Source organism: Clostridium sp. OS1-26 (assembly GCF_030915445.1).
In the GTDB taxonomy this organism is placed as follows: domain Bacteria; phylum Bacillota; class Clostridia; order Clostridiales; family Clostridiaceae; genus Clostridium_AM.
Genome location: NZ_CP133264.1, coordinates 1,254,878 through 1,271,330, shown reverse-complemented (window position 1 = coordinate 1,271,330; position 16,453 = coordinate 1,254,878). Strand labels below are relative to the sequence as shown.

Sequence of the window (16,453 nt, the reverse complement as noted above, 5' to 3'; positions counted from 1 at the left end):
ACAAATAAAACATTTAAATTAAGAATATAAGAGATTTTTTCAATATCAATTATAAAAAGATACTGAGAAAGTAAGTCATATATTACATTAAAGTGATATAATTAGATATAAGATATCTAAAAGGATTTAATGATTTAATTAGCTTTAAAACTTTGTTAAATAGTCAGGTTAAAGTGGAGGGTTTTTGATGAAAAAGGATTTTAAGGATTTTAAGGACTTTATAAAAGGGAAAAAAACTGCTGTAGTAGGTATAGGAGTAAGTAATAGACCTTTAATAGATTTTTTATTAAAGCTAGGAGCAAAAGTAAGTGCTTTTGATAAAAAAGATGAGGAACAACTAGGTGAAACTGTTGCTGAATTGAAGGGAAAAGGCGTACAACTTGTCTTAGGAGAAGGATATTTAGATAAGTTAAAGGGATTTGATGTAGTGTTTAAGACGCCATCTATGAGAATAGATAGTCCAGCTTTAATTAATGCTAAAGAAGAAGGCGCTTATATAACTTCTGAAATGGAGGAGTTCGTTAAATACTGTCCAGCTAAAGTTTATGGGGTAACAGGAAGCGATGGCAAAACTACGACTACTACATTGATATATAATATTTTAAAGGAACATGGATATAAAACATGGGTAGGTGGAAACATAGGAACTCCATTGTTTAGTAAAATAGAAGATATGAGTTATACAGATAGAGTAGTACTAGAGCTATCTAGTTTTCAGCTTATGACAATGAATGTTTCTCCAGAGGTCGCAGTTGTAACAAATCTTAGTCCTAATCATTTAGATATGCATAAAGGAATGGATGAGTATGTTGATTCGAAAAAAAATATTTTTAAATATCAAAGCAATACAGATCTACTTGTGTTGAATAGAGATAATAAATTAACGAATTCAATGAATAAAGAAGCTAAGGGCCGTTTAATGCAATTTAGTATAGAGAATTACATTGAGGATGGTGCATTTTTTAAAGACAATAAGCTTTATTTGAAGGATAAAGTAATATGTCTATTAAGCGAAGTTCAATTAAAGGGAATGCATAATGTAGAAAACCTACTCGCTGCTTTTTGTGCTATTAGTGAGGATGTTAATATAGAAACCATGAGAAAAGTAGCCACAACATTTTCAGGAGTAGAACATAGATGTGAATTTGTACAAGAGATAAGAGGAATAAAATATTATAATGATTCTATTGCATCAAGCCCTAGTAGAACTGTGGCGGGACTTAGAGCTTTTGAAAAACCGGTAATTCTTATAGCTGGAGGATATGATAAAAAAATACCTTTTGAGCCTCTAGCGGAGGAAGGATATTCAAAAATAAAAGTATTGATACTAGTAGGCGCTACAAGATATAAAATAAAAGATGCCTTTGACAAAGTTATAAAGAGTAAGAATATAGAATTACCTATTATAATTGAAAATAGTCTTGAGGATGCTATTAGTAAAGCGCAAGAAATAGCAGAGGAGGGGGATGTAGTAACTTTATCTCCTGCTTGTGCAAGCTTCGATATGTTTCCTAATTTTGAAGCAAGAGGAAATAAATTTAAGGAAATAGTAAATAATTTAGAATAATGATAAAGTAATGTAACATAACCTCCAAGCTATATATAGCCTGGAGGTTATGTTGTTATAAAAAGAATATTTAATAAAATTAGTATAATATCATAATAACTTATCCACGTGTATCTACATGCAAATAATGTAGAATAACATAGAATGAGTAAGAAATAAAGGGATAAATTAGTGTGATGAAAAATAAGTTATATATTTAATTTTTAAACTATGATAAGATAACACATGTCGCTTGATGAGGCGGCAAACAAGTGAAAAAAAGTTAGTCAAAAATATGTTGACAACAAATTAGCTTGTATGATACTATAATGAAGCTGTCAAGAGCAGCTAAGCTTAACAAAAAGAATTTTAAAAAAGTTCTTGACAAAGTTGAGTAAGTATGAGAAACTGTATAAGCTGTCTTGAACGACAGATGATCCTTGAAAATTAAACAGAGGTTAAAAGTTATTTAAACTTTTATTAAGTAAACTAAACCAGCAATTCTTTTGAACTACTTGTTAGTAGTCAAAAACAACAGTAATGAGCATTCAAACTTTTAAATTGAGAGTTTGATCCTGGCTCAGGACGAACGCTGGCGGCGTGCCTAACACATGCAAGTCGAGCGATGAAACCCTTCGGGGTGGATTAGCGGCGGACGGGTGAGTAACACGTGGGTAACCTGCCTCAAAGAGGGGGATAGCCTCCCGAAAGGGAGATTAATACCGCATAACATTAGTTTTTCGCATGGAGAACTAATTAAAGGAGCAATCCGCTTTGAGATGGACCCGCGGCGCATTAGCTAGTTGGTGAGGTAAAGGCTCACCAAGGCGACGATGCGTAGCCGACCTGAGAGGGTGATCGGCCACATTGGAACTGAGACACGGTCCAGACTCCTACGGGAGGCAGCAGTGGGGAATATTGCACAATGGGCGAAAGCCTGATGCAGCAACGCCGCGTGAGTGATGAAGGCCTTCGGGTTGTAAAGCTCTGTCTTTTGGGACGATAATGACGGTACCAAAGGAGGAAGCCACGGCTAACTACGTGCCAGCAGCCGCGGTAATACGTAGGTGGCGAGCGTTGTCCGGATTTACTGGGCGTAAAGGATGCGTAGGCGGATTTTTAAGTGAGATGTGAAATACCCGGGCTTAACTTGGGTGCTGCATTTCAAACTGGAAGTCTAGAGTGCGGGAGAGGAGAGTGGAATTCCTAGTGTAGCGGTGAAATGCGTAGAGATTAGGAAGAACACCAGTGGCGAAGGCGACTCTCTGGACCGTAACTGACGCTGAGGCATGAAAGCGTGGGTAGCAAACAGGATTAGATACCCTGGTAGTCCACGCCGTAAACGATGAGTACTAGGTGTAGGAGGTATCGACCCCTTCTGTGCCGCAGTTAACACAATAAGTACTCCGCCTGGGAAGTACGATCGCAAGATTAAAACTCAAAGGAATTGACGGGGGCCCGCACAAGCAGCGGAGCATGTGGTTTAATTCGAAGCAACGCGAAGAACCTTACCTAGACTTGACATCTCCTGAATTACTCGTAATGGAGGAAGCCCTTCGGGGCAGGAAGACAGGTGGTGCATGGTTGTCGTCAGCTCGTGTCGTGAGATGTTAGGTTAAGTCCTGCAACGAGCGCAACCCTTATCATTAGTTGCTACCATTAAGTTGAGCACTCTAGTGAGACTGCCCGGGTTAACCGGGAGGAAGGTGGGGATGACGTCAAATCATCATGCCCCTTATGTCTAGGGCTACACACGTGCTACAATGGGTAATACAAAGAGAAGCAATACAGTGATGTGGAGCAAAACTATAAAATTACCCTCAGTTCGGATTGTAGGCTGAAACTCGCCTACATGAAGCTGGAGTTGCTAGTAATCGCGAATCAGCATGTCGCGGTGAATACGTTCCCGGGCCTTGTACACACCGCCCGTCACACCATGAGAGCTGGCAACACCCGAAGTCCGTAGTCTAACCGTAAGGAAGACGCGGCCGAAGGTGGGGTTAGTGATTGGGGTGAAGTCGTAACAAGGTAGCCGTAGGAGAACCTGCGGCTGGATCACCTCCTTTCTAAGGAGTCGACAAGATAGGTAATTCTATCTTGAAGGTTTGAGTTTACACTCTGTTTAATCTTGAGGGATTATTTACCGGTTGATTTTAAATAATCAACATGATAAAATGAATCTCCAATTGTTCTTTGAAAATTGCACAGTGATATTAAATAAAAGTAAAGCTGAAGGTAAAACTACTTATTATATAAGTAAGTAACCTTTGTAGATTTATAACTAAGCAAAGAAAATTGATAGAAACCAATTTTCGGATGAATGGTCAAGCTACAAAGGGCGCATGGTGAATGCCTTGGCACCAGTAGTCGAAGAAGGACGTGATAAGCTGCGATAAGCTTCGGGTAGGCGCAAATAGCCTGTGATCCGAAGATTTCCGAATGGGGCAACCCACACTACTAACGTAGTGTACTATAAACTGAATTCATAGGTTTATAGGGATATACCCGGGGAACTGAAACATCTAAGTACCCGGAGGAAGAGAAAGAAAAATCGATTTCCTAAGTAGCGGCGAGCGAAAGGGAAAGAGCCCAAACCAGGAACTTGTTCCTGGGGTTGCGGACAGATCATAAAAGTTGTGATTTCTTAATTGAAGAGAGCTGGAAGGCTCCGCCGTAGAAGGTAACAGCCCTGTAAGTGAAAAGAATAGCAACGAGATCTGCTCCAGAGTACCACGAGACACGTGAAACCTTGTGGGAAGCAGGGAGGACCACCTCCCAAGGCTAAATACTAACTGGTGACCGATAGTGAAGCAGTACCGTGAGGGAAAGGTGAAAAGAACCCCGGGAGGGGAGTGAAATAGAACCTGAAACCGTGTGTCCACAACCGGTCAAAGCACTTTTACGTGCGATGACGTGCTTTTTGTAGAACGAGCCAGCGAGTTACGATATGTAGCAAGGTTAAGCACTTAAGGTGCGCAGCCGAAGGGAAACCGAGTCTGAATAGGGCAATAAGTTGCATGTCGTAGACCCGAAACCGGGTGACCTATCCATGGACAGGTTGAAGCGGAAGTAAAATTCCGTGGAGGACCGAACCACGTTGGTGTTGAAAAACCATGGGATGAGCTGTGGATAGCGGAGAAATTCCAATCGAACTCGGAGATAGCTGGTTCTCCTCGAAATAGCTTTAGGGCTAGCGTTGAGAATGAGTAATGGAGGTAGAGCACTGAATGGGCTAGGGGCTGACAACAGTTACTGAACCCTATCAAACTCCGAATGCCATATACTTGAATCTCAGCAGTCAGACTACGAATGATAAGATCCGTGGTCAAAAGGGAAACAGCCCAGATCATCAGCTAAGGTCCCAAAGTGTAAGTTAAGTGGAAAAGGATGTGGGATTTCTAAGACAACTAGGATGTTGGCTTAGAAGCAGCCACTCATTCAAAGAGTGCGTAATAGCTCACTAGTCGAGAGATCCTGCGCCGAAGATGTCCGGGGCTAAAACTTACCACCGAAGCTATGGGCTCGAAAGAGCGGTAGAGGAGCTTCCTGTATGGATTGAAGTCGTACCGAAAGGAGCGGTGGACTGTACAGGAGTGAGTATGCTGGCATAAGTAGCGAGAAATAAGTGAGAATCTTATTGGTCGAAAACCTAAGGTTTCCTGAGGAAGGCTCGTCCGCTCAGGGTTAGTCGGGACCTAAGCCGAGGCCGAAAGGCGTAGGTGATGGACAATCGGTTGATATTCCGATACCGCCAACTGACGTTATTACAAATGGGATGACGCAGGAGGATAAGATGTGCACACTATTGGATGTGTGTCTAAGCACTTAGACAGACTAGACAGGCAAATCCGTTTAGTCAATGTTGAGGTGTGATGGGGAGCCCTTTCGGGCGAAGTATCTGATTCCACGCTGCCAAGAAAAGTCTCTATGGAGGAAGTTGGTGCCCGTACCGCAAACCGACACAGGTAGGTGAGGAGAGAATCCTAAGACCAGCGGAAGAATTGTTGTCAAGGAACTCGGCAAATTGACCCCGTAAGTTAGCGATAAGGGGTGCCTACGCAAGTAGGTCGCAGAGAATAGGCCCAAGCAACTGTTTAGCAAAAACACAGGTCTCTGCTAAAGCGAAAGCTGATGTATAGGGGCTGACGCCTGCCCGGTGCTGGAAGGTTAAGGGGAACACTTAGCGCAAGCGAAGGTGTGAACTTAAGCCCCAGTAAACGGCGGCCGTAACTATAACGGTCCTAAGGTAGCGAAATTCCTTGTCGGGTAAGTTCCGACCCGCACGAATGGCGTAATGACTTGGGCACTGTCTCGACAACAAATCCGGCGAAATTGTAGTGCAAGTGAAGATGCTTGCTACCCGCGATTGGACGGAAAGACCCCGTAGAGCTTTACTGTAGCTTAGCATTGAGTTTCGGTATTGTCTGTACAGGATAGGTGGGAGACTGAGAAGTAAGGGCGTCAGCTCTTATGGAGTCATCCTTGGGATACCACCCTGACAGTACTGGGATTCTAACCGGCGGCCATGAATCTGGTCACGGGACATTGTTAGGTGGGCAGTTTGACTGGGGCGGTCGCCTCCTAAAAAGTAACGGAGGCGCCCAAAGGTTCCCTCAGAACGGTTGGAAATCGTTCGTAGAGTGCAAAGGCAGAAGGGAGCCTGACTGCGACACATACAAGTGGAGCAGGGACGAAAGTCGGGCTTAGTGATCCGGTGGTTCCTCGTGGGAGGGCCATCGCTCAACGGATAAAAGCTACCTCGGGGATAACAGGCTGATCTCCCCCAAGAGTCCACATCGACGGGGAGGTTTGGCACCTCGATGTCGGCTCGTCGCATCCTGGGGCTGAAGTAGGTCCCAAGGGTTGGGCTGTTCGCCCATTAAAGCGGCACGCGAGCTGGGTTCAGAACGTCGTGAGACAGTTCGGTCCCTATCCGTCGCGGGCGTAGGAAATTTGAGAGGAGCTGTCCTTAGTACGAGAGGACCGGGATGGACTGACCTCTGGTGCACCAGTTGTTCCGCCAGGAGCACAGCTGGGTAGCTATGTCGGGACGGGATAAACGCTGAAAGCATCTAAGCGTGAAGCCCACCTCAAGATTAGATTTCCCATAGCGTAAGCTAGTAAGACCCCTTGAAGAACACAAGGTTGATAGGTCAGAGGTGTAAGCATGGTAACATGTTCAGCTGACTGATACTAATAGGTCGAGGGCTTGACCAAATATAATTCACTGTGCAATTTTCAGAGAACAAATGTGCAAATTACTCAATGTTCCTGAAAAAGTTTGATAAACATAAAAAAAATGTTGACAAACTTAAGCGAATCCAGTATAATATAAAACTGTAGTAGATATGAAACTCACTCGGCAGAGCTGAGGAGTACTGATTCTTTAGCTAAATCAAAGATTTAGAAGAAATCAACATCTGGTGATTATGACGTGAAGGTAACACCCGTTCCCATTCCGAACACGAAGGTTAAGCTTCATAGTGCCGATGGTACTGCAGGGGAGACCCTGTGGAAGAGTAGGTCGTCGCCAGGTCTAATATGGATCTTTAGCTCAGTTGGTTAGAGCAACCGGCTCATAACCGGTTGGTCCGGGGTTCGAGTCCCTGAAGGTCCACCATTTATGGGGGTATAGCTCAGTTGGGAGAGCATCTGCCTTGCACGCAGAGGGTCAAGAGTTCGAATCTCTTTATCTCCACCATAAAAAAGAGTGATATTTATCACTCTTTTTTTATGCATTTAATACCATAAGTCAAATTGATGGATATTTATTCTTCTATGGATATAGACAGGAAATATATTTATAAAGAACATATTTATATAGTAAATAGGTAAATATATGATTGCTATATTTGAGTTGAATAAACGCCATAGTTATATTAGTTATGTATTTTTGTAGATATAGATTTGTATAATGGAACCATGTTTATGAAATATAAATTTTTTAAAAATGTTATTGACATAGAACTACTTACCGTGATATTATATAAAAGTCGCTGAGAGGTAACAATACAAGTATTAACAATAAAAAAAGTATTGACAAGACTCCTAGCTTATGATAAACTTTAAAAGGTCGTTAAGAGAACGACAAATGATCCTTGAAAATTAAACAGAGGTTAAAAGTTATTTAAACTTTTATTAAGTAAACTAAACCAGCAATTCTTTTGAACTACTTGTTAGTAGTCAAAAACAACAGTAATGAGCATTCAAACTTTTAAATTGAGAGTTTGATCCTGGCTCAGGACGAACGCTGGCGGCGTGCCTAACACATGCAAGTCGAGCGATGAAACCCTTCGGGGTGGATTAGCGGCGGACGGGTGAGTAACACGTGGGTAACCTGCCTCAAAGAGGGGGATAGCCTCCCGAAAGGGAGATTAATACCGCATAACATTAGTTTTTCGCATGGAGAACTAATTAAAGGAGTAATCCGCTTTGAGATGGACCCGCGGCGCATTAGCTAGTTGGTGAGGTAAAGGCTCACCAAGGCGACGATGCGTAGCCGACCTGAGAGGGTGATCGGCCACATTGGAACTGAGACACGGTCCAGACTCCTACGGGAGGCAGCAGTGGGGAATATTGCACAATGGGCGAAAGCCTGATGCAGCAACGCCGCGTGAGTGATGAAGGCCTTCGGGTTGTAAAGCTCTGTCTTTTGGGACGATAATGACGGTACCAAAGGAGGAAGCCACGGCTAACTACGTGCCAGCAGCCGCGGTAATACGTAGGTGGCGAGCGTTGTCCGGATTTACTGGGCGTAAAGGATGCGTAGGCGGATTTTTAAGTGAGATGTGAAATACCCGGGCTTAACTTGGGTGCTGCATTTCAAACTGGAAGTCTAGAGTGCGGGAGAGGAGAGTGGAATTCCTAGTGTAGCGGTGAAATGCGTAGAGATTAGGAAGAACACCAGTGGCGAAGGCGACTCTCTGGACCGTAACTGACGCTGAGGCATGAAAGCGTGGGTAGCAAACAGGATTAGATACCCTGGTAGTCCACGCCGTAAACGATGAGTACTAGGTGTAGGAGGTATCGACCCCTTCTGTGCCGCAGTTAACACAATAAGTACTCCGCCTGGGAAGTACGATCGCAAGATTAAAACTCAAAGGAATTGACGGGGGCCCGCACAAGCAGCGGAGCATGTGGTTTAATTCGAAGCAACGCGAAGAACCTTACCTAGACTTGACATCTCCTGAATTACTCGTAATGGAGGAAGCCCTTCGGGGCAGGAAGACAGGTGGTGCATGGTTGTCGTCAGCTCGTGTCGTGAGATGTTAGGTTAAGTCCTGCAACGAGCGCAACCCTTATCATTAGTTGCTACCATTAAGTTGAGCACTCTAGTGAGACTGCCCGGGTTAACCGGGAGGAAGGTGGGGATGACGTCAAATCATCATGCCCCTTATGTCTAGGGCTACACACGTGCTACAATGGGTAATACAAAGAGAAGCAATACAGTGATGTGGAGCAAAACTATAAAATTACCCTCAGTTCGGATTGTAGGCTGAAACTCGCCTACATGAAGCTGGAGTTGCTAGTAATCGCGAATCAGCATGTCGCGGTGAATACGTTCCCGGGCCTTGTACACACCGCCCGTCACACCATGAGAGCTGGCAACACCCGAAGTCCGTAGTCTAACCGTAAGGAAGACGCGGCCGAAGGTGGGGTTAGTGATTGGGGTGAAGTCGTAACAAGGTAGCCGTAGGAGAACCTGCGGCTGGATCACCTCCTTTCTAAGGAGTCGACAAGGTAGGTAATTCTATCTTGAAGGTTTGTTTACACTCTGTTTAATCTTGAGGGATTATCAATAAGATAATAACTCTTATAAGGGCTTATAGCTCAGCTGGTTAGAGCGCACGCCTGATAAGCGTGAGGTCGATGGTTCGAGTCCATTTAAGCCCACCAATTGTTCTTTGAAAATTGCACAGTGATATATAAATAAAAGTAAAGCTAAAGGTAAAACTACTTATTATATAAGTAATGAACTTTTGTAGATTTTTAAGTTTCATGAGTAGAACTAAATTTTATGAATGAAACCAAGAAAATTGATAGAAGCTAGCAGATCGAGGAAAGACCCGAGCGAGGAGCGGAGTTTACTGACTGGTAAATGAGCACCACAGGGAGGGGGCTTGACGAAGAGCTGCGAAGCTTATAGCAATTTTCGATTGAATGGTCAAGCTACAAAGGGCGCATGGTGAATGCCTTGGCACCAGTAGTCGAAGAAGGACGTGATAAGCTGCGATAAGCTTCGGGTAGGCGCAAATAGCCTGTGATCCGAAGATTTCCGAATGGGGCAACCCACACTACTAACGTAGTGTACTATAAACTGAATTCATAGGTTTATAGGGATATACCCGGGGAACTGAAACATCTAAGTACCCGGAGGAAGAGAAAGAAAAATCGATTTCCTAAGTAGCGGCGAGCGAAAGGGAAAGAGCCCAAACCAGGAACTTGTTCCTGGGGTTGCGGACAGATCATAAAAGTTGTGATTTCTTAATTGAAGAGAGCTGGAAGGCTCCGCCGTAGAAGGTAACAGCCCTGTAAGTGAAAAGAATAGCAACGAGATCTGCTCCAGAGTACCACGAGACACGTGAAACCTTGTGGGAAGCAGGGAGGACCACCTCCCAAGGCTAAATACTAACTGGTGACCGATAGTGAAGCAGTACCGTGAGGGAAAGGTGAAAAGAACCCCGGGAGGGGAGTGAAATAGAACCTGAAACCGTGTGTCCACAACCGGTCAAAGCACTTTTACGTGCGATGACGTGCTTTTTGTAGAACGAGCCAGCGAGTTACGATATGTAGCAAGGTTAAGCACTTAAGGTGCGCAGCCGAAGGGAAACCGAGTCTGAATAGGGCAATAAGTTGCATGTCGTAGACCCGAAACCGGGTGACCTATCCATGGACAGGTTGAAGCGGAAGTAAAATTCCGTGGAGGACCGAACCACGTTGGTGTTGAAAAACCATGGGATGAGCTGTGGATAGCGGAGAAATTCCAATCGAACTCGGAGATAGCTGGTTCTCCTCGAAATAGCTTTAGGGCTAGCGTTGAGAATGAGTAATGGAGGTAGAGCACTGAATGGGCTAGGGGCTGACAACAGTTACTGAACCCTATCAAACTCCGAATGCCATATACTTGAATCTCAGCAGTCAGACTACGAATGATAAGATCCGTGGTCAAAAGGGAAACAGCCCAGATCATCAGCTAAGGTCCCAAAGTGTAAGTTAAGTGGAAAAGGATGTGGGATTTCTAAGACAACTAGGATGTTGGCTTAGAAGCAGCCACTCATTCAAAGAGTGCGTAATAGCTCACTAGTCGAGAGATCCTGCGCCGAAGATGTCCGGGGCTAAAACTTACCACCGAAGCTATGGGCTCGAAAGAGCGGTAGAGGAGCTTCCTGTATGGATTGAAGTCGTACCGAAAGGAGCGGTGGACTGTACAGGAGTGAGTATGCTGGCATAAGTAGCGAGAAATAAGTGAGAATCTTATTGGTCGAAAACCTAAGGTTTCCTGAGGAAGGCTCGTCCGCTCAGGGTTAGTCGGGACCTAAGCCGAGGCCGAAAGGCGTAGGTGATGGACAATCGGTTGATATTCCGATACCGCCAACTGACGTTATTACAAATGGGATGACGCAGGAGGATAAGATGTGCACACTATTGGATGTGTGTCTAAGCACTTAGACAGACTAGACAGGCAAATCCGTTTAGTCAATGTTGAGGTGTGATGGGGAGCCCTTTCGGGCGAAGTATCTGATTCCACGCTGTCAAGAAAAGTCTCTATGGAGGAAGTTGGTGCCCGTACCGCAAACCGACACAGGTAGGTGAGGAGAGAATCCTAAGACCAGCGGAAGAATTGTTGTCAAGGAACTCGGCAAATTGACCCCGTAAGTTAGCGATAAGGGGTGCCTACGCAAGTAGGTCGCAGAGAATAGGCCCAAGCAACTGTTTAGCAAAAACACAGGTCTCTGCTAAAGCGAAAGCTGATGTATAGGGGCTGACGCCTGCCCGGTGCTGGAAGGTTAAGGGGAACACTTAGCGCAAGCGAAGGTGTGAACTTAAGCCCCAGTAAACGGCGGCCGTAACTATAACGGTCCTAAGGTAGCGAAATTCCTTGTCGGGTAAGTTCCGACCCGCACGAATGGCGTAATGACTTGGGCACTGTCTCGACAACAAATCCGGCGAAATTGTAGTGCAAGTGAAGATGCTTGCTACCCGCGATTGGACGGAAAGACCCCGTAGAGCTTTACTGTAGCTTAGCATTGAGTTTCGGTATTGTCTGTACAGGATAGGTGGGAGACTGAGAAGTAAGGGCGTCAGCTCTTATGGAGTCATCCTTGGGATACCACCCTGACAGTACTGGGATTCTAACCGGCGGCCATGAATCTGGTCACGGGACATTGTTAGGTGGGCAGTTTGACTGGGGCGGTCGCCTCCTAAAAAGTAACGGAGGCGCCCAAAGGTTCCCTCAGAACGGTTGGAAATCGTTCGTAGAGTGCAAAGGCAGAAGGGAGCCTGACTGCGACACATACAAGTGGAGCAGGGACGAAAGTCGGGCTTAGTGATCCGGTGGTTCCTCGTGGGAGGGCCATCGCTCAACGGATAAAAGCTACCTCGGGGATAACAGGCTGATCTCCCCCAAGAGTCCACATCGACGGGGAGGTTTGGCACCTCGATGTCGGCTCGTCGCATCCTGGGGCTGAAGTAGGTCCCAAGGGTTGGGCTGTTCGCCCATTAAAGCGGCACGCGAGCTGGGTTCAGAACGTCGTGAGACAGTTCGGTCCCTATCCGTCGCGGGCGTAGGAAATTTGAGAGGAGCTGTCCTTAGTACGAGAGGACCGGGATGGACTGACCTCTGGTGCACCAGTTGTTCCGCCAGGAGCACAGCTGGGTAGCTATGTCGGGACGGGATAAACGCTGAAAGCATCTAAGCGTGAAGCCCACCTCAAGATTAGATTTCCCATAGCGTAAGCTAGTAAGACCCCTTGAAGAACACAAGGTTGATAGGTCAGAGGTGTAAGCATGGTAACATGTTCAGCTGACTGATACTAATAGGTCGAGGGCTTGACCAAATATAATTCACTGTGCAATTTTCAGAGAACAAATGTGCAAATTACTCAATGTTCCTGAAAAAGTTTGATAAACATAAAAAAAATGTTGACAAACTTAAGCGAATCCAGTATAATATAAAACTGTAGTAGATATGAAACTCACTCGGCAGAGCTGAGGAGTACTGATTCTTTAGCTAAATCAAAGATTTAGAAGAAATCAACATCTGGTGATTATGACGTGAAGGTAACACCCGTTCCCATTCCGAACACGAAGGTTAAGCTTCATAGTGCCGATGGTACTGCAGGGGAGACCCTGTGGAAGAGTAGGTCGTCGTCAGGTTAAATGTTCCGTGGTAGCTCAATGGTGGAGCATTCGGCTGTTAACCGAAGGGTTGGAGGTTCGAATCCTCTCCACGGAGCCATTTTTATTTTTTGTATATAATATTATTTAATTCAAAACACACTAGTATCTTTAACTAGTGTGTTTTTTTATTTTAGAAAAAAAGTTTTAATATTTTTCATATACTCGCATAAAATATGGAGTATATGGAAATATATATATAATCAAATAATTTAGAAAATTTCACAAACTTAAAAGGATTTTTAAATTAAAAATAGAATATATAATTAAGCTTAAAAGTAAGAGGGGGAATTGCTTATGAAAAACTATTCAACAAAAAATTTAAGAAATGTAGGAGTAATAGGGCACAGTAGCTCAGGAAAAACTACTTTAACGGAAGCAATACTTTATTATACTAAGGCTACAGATAGATTTGGAAAAATTGAAGAAGGAAATACTATTAGTGATTATGACGCTGAAGAAAAAAGAAGAAAGATATCCTTATCTACTTCAGTAGCTCCATGCGAATGGGGAGATGTTAAGATAAATTTAATCGATATGCCAGGATATTTTGATTTTATAGGTGAAACATTTCAGGGACTAAGAGCAGCAGATGTTGCAATGATTGTTGTATCCGGAGTCTCTGGTATTCAAGTAGGTACAGAAAAATCCTGGGGATATGTGAATAAGTATAGATTACCTAGAGCATTGTATATAAATAAATTGGATAGAGAAAATTCTAATTTTGACAAAGTACTATCCGGTCTAAAAGAAAGGTTTGGTATATCAGTAGTACCAGTTCAGTATCCAATAGGAAATGAAGAAAATTTTGTAGGAGTTATAAATGTTATTTCTAGAAAAGCTAGGATATTTGATAAGAAAACTCAACTTATGAGTGAAGCGGATATACCTGATGAATTAATTGAGAAGGTAGATCAATGCAAAAATATGATTGTAGAAGCTGTAGCTGAAACTGATGAAGCATTACTAGATAAATATTTTAATGAAGGTACTCTAAGTGATGAGGAAATATACAATGGACTTATAAACGGTTGTGCTAAAGGTGAAATTACTCCTGTAATGTGTGGATCTGCATTTAGTGGCATTGGTATCGAAACATTACTAGAAGATATAGTAGAATGTTTTCCATCACCTGCAAATGCGGAGCCATTAAAAGCTAGAGACTTAAAGTCTGATTCTGAAAAGAGTATTAAATTTGATGAAAATGCGCCGTTATCAGCATTTATATTTAAGACAATAGCAGATCCTTTTGTTGGAAAATTATCATTATTTAAAGTTATTACTGGTAAGATTAAATCGGACTCAACGGTATACAACGCTAACAAAGATAAAGCAGAGAAAATAGGAACAATGTATTTCTTGAAAGGTAAGTTGCAAACCCCTATTAGTGAAATAATAGCTGGAGATATTGGTGCTGTCTCAAAATTACAATTCACAAGTACTGGGGATACCCTATGTGATGTATCTAATCCAGTAACTTTTGAAAATATAGAATTCCCTGAGCCATCAATGTCAATGGCTGTTTTACCAAAGTCCAAAAATGATGAAGATAAAATTTCTAATGGATTAAATAAATTATTGGAAGAAGACCCTACATTTAAAGTATCAAGAGATTTAGAGAATGCAGAGTCAATAGTTTCGGGATTAGGAGAAACCCATCTAGATGTAATTGCATGTAAATTGAAAAGCAAGTTTGGAGCAGATGTAGTACTTCAAACGCCAAAGGTACCTTATAGAGAAACGATAAAAAAAGTTGCCGATGTTCAGGGTAAACATAAAAAGCAATCTGGTGGACATGGCCAATATGGAGATGTAAAAATTAAGTTTGAGCCTAGACTGGATGGAGAAGATGAATTACAATTTGTTGATCAGGTAGTTGGTGGTGTTGTTCCGAGACAATATATTCCAGCAGTTGAAAAAGGTCTAAAAGAATGCATACAGCGTGGTGTTTTAGCGGGATATCCTGTGATAAGGCTAAAAGCTACACTGCATGATGGATCGTATCACCCTGTTGATTCATCAGAAATGGCATTTAAGGTGGCAGCATCTTTAGCTTATAAGAAAGGACTAATGGAAGCTCAACCTGTACTTTTAGAGCCAGTAATGCATGTAGAAGTATTGGTTCCAGAGTACTATATGGGAGATATAATTGGCGACATAAATAAAAAAAGAGGAAGAGTTTTGGGAATGGAATCATTTGAAGACAATCAAAAAATAATAGCAGAGATTCCTCAAGGAGAAATGTTTAAGTATGCTACAGATCTAAGATCAATGACTCAGGCAAGAGGAAGTTTTACAATGAAATTTGAAAGGTATGAAGAAGTTCCAGCTACAGAGGTAAATAAGATAATAGATGAAGCTAAAAAAATAAAAGCTAAGGTAGAAGAATAGAAAATAATAAGGAGAGCTCCGATATAGGCATTGGAGCTCTCCTTATTATTTTGTATAATTTAATGGCTCATTAGAAAAGATAAGATTATTAGTTTGCTTGTAGTAAGTTTAGCAAGGGAGAGGTTTTATGTCAGAATACCAAATGAACATAAACGGTAAGATAAGTTTAGCCGATTATAGTAGCATTTATGATTATATTTCTATAGTTGATAAAGATGATAATCTTACAATAAGTATTGAGAATAATACGGAAAACATTAATATAGTAAAGCAAATGCTGGAAAATAATAATTTTACCGTTGATTTAGATTGCAATAAGCATAATGGAATATATTATATCAAAGCGTCCAAAACTAATTAAATAGATAGCTGTCTTAAAAAGTAAAAATTAAGACAGTTATTTGTTTATCATTCATGTAGTAGTATAGTTTTATATCTATAAGTTAAAATAATATGAAGTTTATAAAGAATAATTTTAAAAACAGAAGTAATTTAAACGAATATAGAGAATGATTAGGATAAAATTAAAATTTGGGATAATACAGATATTGTATAAAGATAATAATAGTATTAATATTAAATAAAGGTCAAAGAAAGACAAAGTCAGGAAGGTGTTTTTATGGCTAGACTATCAGATGAGATTGAAGAGTTTATTAAAGCTATGTTAAATGAAAGTAGAGAAAGCCAGTTACAAATTGTACGAAATGAATTGGCTAATTATTTTAGTTGTGCTCCCTCTCAAATTAATTATGTATTAACCACTAGATTCACCACTAATAAAGGATACTATATTGAAAGTAGAAGAGGTGGTGGTGGCTGTATTATTATAAGACGATTAGAAGTAAGGAGCGATGATTCCTTTATAGATGACATAAATGAGAAAATAGGAGATAGTATAACTTATAATTCAGCACATCAAATAATAAATGGATTATTTGATGCTCAAATAATAACTAAAACTGAGGCAGATATGCTAAGAGTTGTTTTAAATGACAGAACTCTAATTGCTGCAAGTGATAATAGAAATAAATTAAGAGCGGATATCTTAAAAGCTGTAGTTATGGTAATTTTAAACTAAGAATAAATTTCTTTTAAATGTAAAATGTGTGATATAATGGT

At 42.0% G+C, this 16,453-nt stretch carries 4 protein-coding genes, 4 tRNA genes and 6 rRNA genes; all 14 read left to right on the top strand.

Translation table 11 applies throughout. The features are described from left to right. The first annotated feature begins 187 nt into the window (after positions 1-187). A complete protein-coding gene (gene murD, locus RCG18_RS06300; RefSeq protein ID WP_308040512.1) occupies positions 188-1,567 on the top strand; it encodes a UDP-N-acetylmuramoyl-L-alanine--D-glutamate ligase in 1,380 nt (459 codons plus the stop codon). A 536-nt stretch (positions 1,568-2,103) separates the two neighbouring features. Then, positions 2,104-3,612, top strand: a 16S ribosomal RNA gene (locus RCG18_RS06295). Between the two features lie 256 nt (positions 3,613-3,868). After that, positions 3,869-6,763, top strand: a 23S ribosomal RNA gene (locus tag RCG18_RS06290). Positions 6,764-6,965: 202 nt separating this feature from the next. Continuing rightward, positions 6,966-7,082: ribosomal RNA gene (rrf, locus tag RCG18_RS06285) — 5S ribosomal RNA — on the top strand. Positions 7,083-7,089: 7 nt separating this feature from the next. Next, positions 7,090-7,166: transfer RNA gene (locus RCG18_RS06280), tRNA-Ile, on the top strand. Positions 7,167-7,171: 5 nt separating this feature from the next. Continuing rightward, a tRNA-Ala gene (locus RCG18_RS06275) sits at positions 7,172-7,247 on the top strand. Between the two features lie 514 nt (positions 7,248-7,761). Beyond that, positions 7,762-9,270 (top strand): 16S ribosomal RNA (locus RCG18_RS06270). Between the two features lie 95 nt (positions 9,271-9,365). Next, positions 9,366-9,442 (top strand) — tRNA-Ile (locus tag RCG18_RS06265). Positions 9,443-9,708: 266 nt separating this feature from the next. Next, a 23S ribosomal RNA gene (locus RCG18_RS06260) occupies positions 9,709-12,603 on the top strand. Positions 12,604-12,805: 202 nt separating this feature from the next. Then, positions 12,806-12,922 (top strand): 5S ribosomal RNA (rrf, locus tag RCG18_RS06255). Together the 16S, 23S and 5S rRNA genes with 4 tRNA genes alongside form the textbook arrangement of a ribosomal RNA operon. 7 nt (positions 12,923-12,929) lie before the next feature. Beyond that, positions 12,930-13,004, top strand: a tRNA-Asn gene (locus RCG18_RS06250). A 236-nt stretch (positions 13,005-13,240) separates the two neighbouring features. Continuing rightward, positions 13,241-15,334 (top strand): elongation factor G, encoded by a 2,094-nt coding sequence (gene fusA, locus RCG18_RS06245; RefSeq protein WP_308040510.1) that lies wholly within the window; start codon positions 13,241-13,243, stop codon positions 15,332-15,334. A 127-nt stretch (positions 15,335-15,461) separates the two neighbouring features. Next, on the top strand, positions 15,462-15,695 hold the full coding sequence (locus tag RCG18_RS06240) for a hypothetical protein (protein ID WP_308040509.1): 234 nt from the start codon (positions 15,462-15,464) through the stop codon (positions 15,693-15,695). Between the two features lie 258 nt (positions 15,696-15,953). Further along, positions 15,954-16,412 (top strand): CtsR family transcriptional regulator, encoded by a 459-nt coding sequence (locus RCG18_RS06235; RefSeq protein WP_308040508.1) that lies wholly within the window; start codon positions 15,954-15,956, stop codon positions 16,410-16,412. The last annotated feature ends 41 nt before the right edge of the window (positions 16,413-16,453 follow it).

Bases quoted from the DNA above. Each gene is read 5' to 3' on its own strand.
- murD (WP_308040512.1), top strand. From the start codon at position 188: ATGAAAAAGGATTTTAAGGATTTTAAGGACTTTATAAAAGGGAAAAAA.
- fusA (WP_308040510.1), top strand. From the start codon at position 13,241: ATGAAAAACTATTCAACAAAAAATTTAAGAAATGTAGGAGTAATAGGG.
- RCG18_RS06240 (WP_308040509.1), top strand. From the start codon at position 15,462: ATGTCAGAATACCAAATGAACATAAACGGTAAGATAAGTTTAGCCGAT.
- RCG18_RS06235 (WP_308040508.1), top strand. From the start codon at position 15,954: ATGGCTAGACTATCAGATGAGATTGAAGAGTTTATTAAAGCTATGTTA.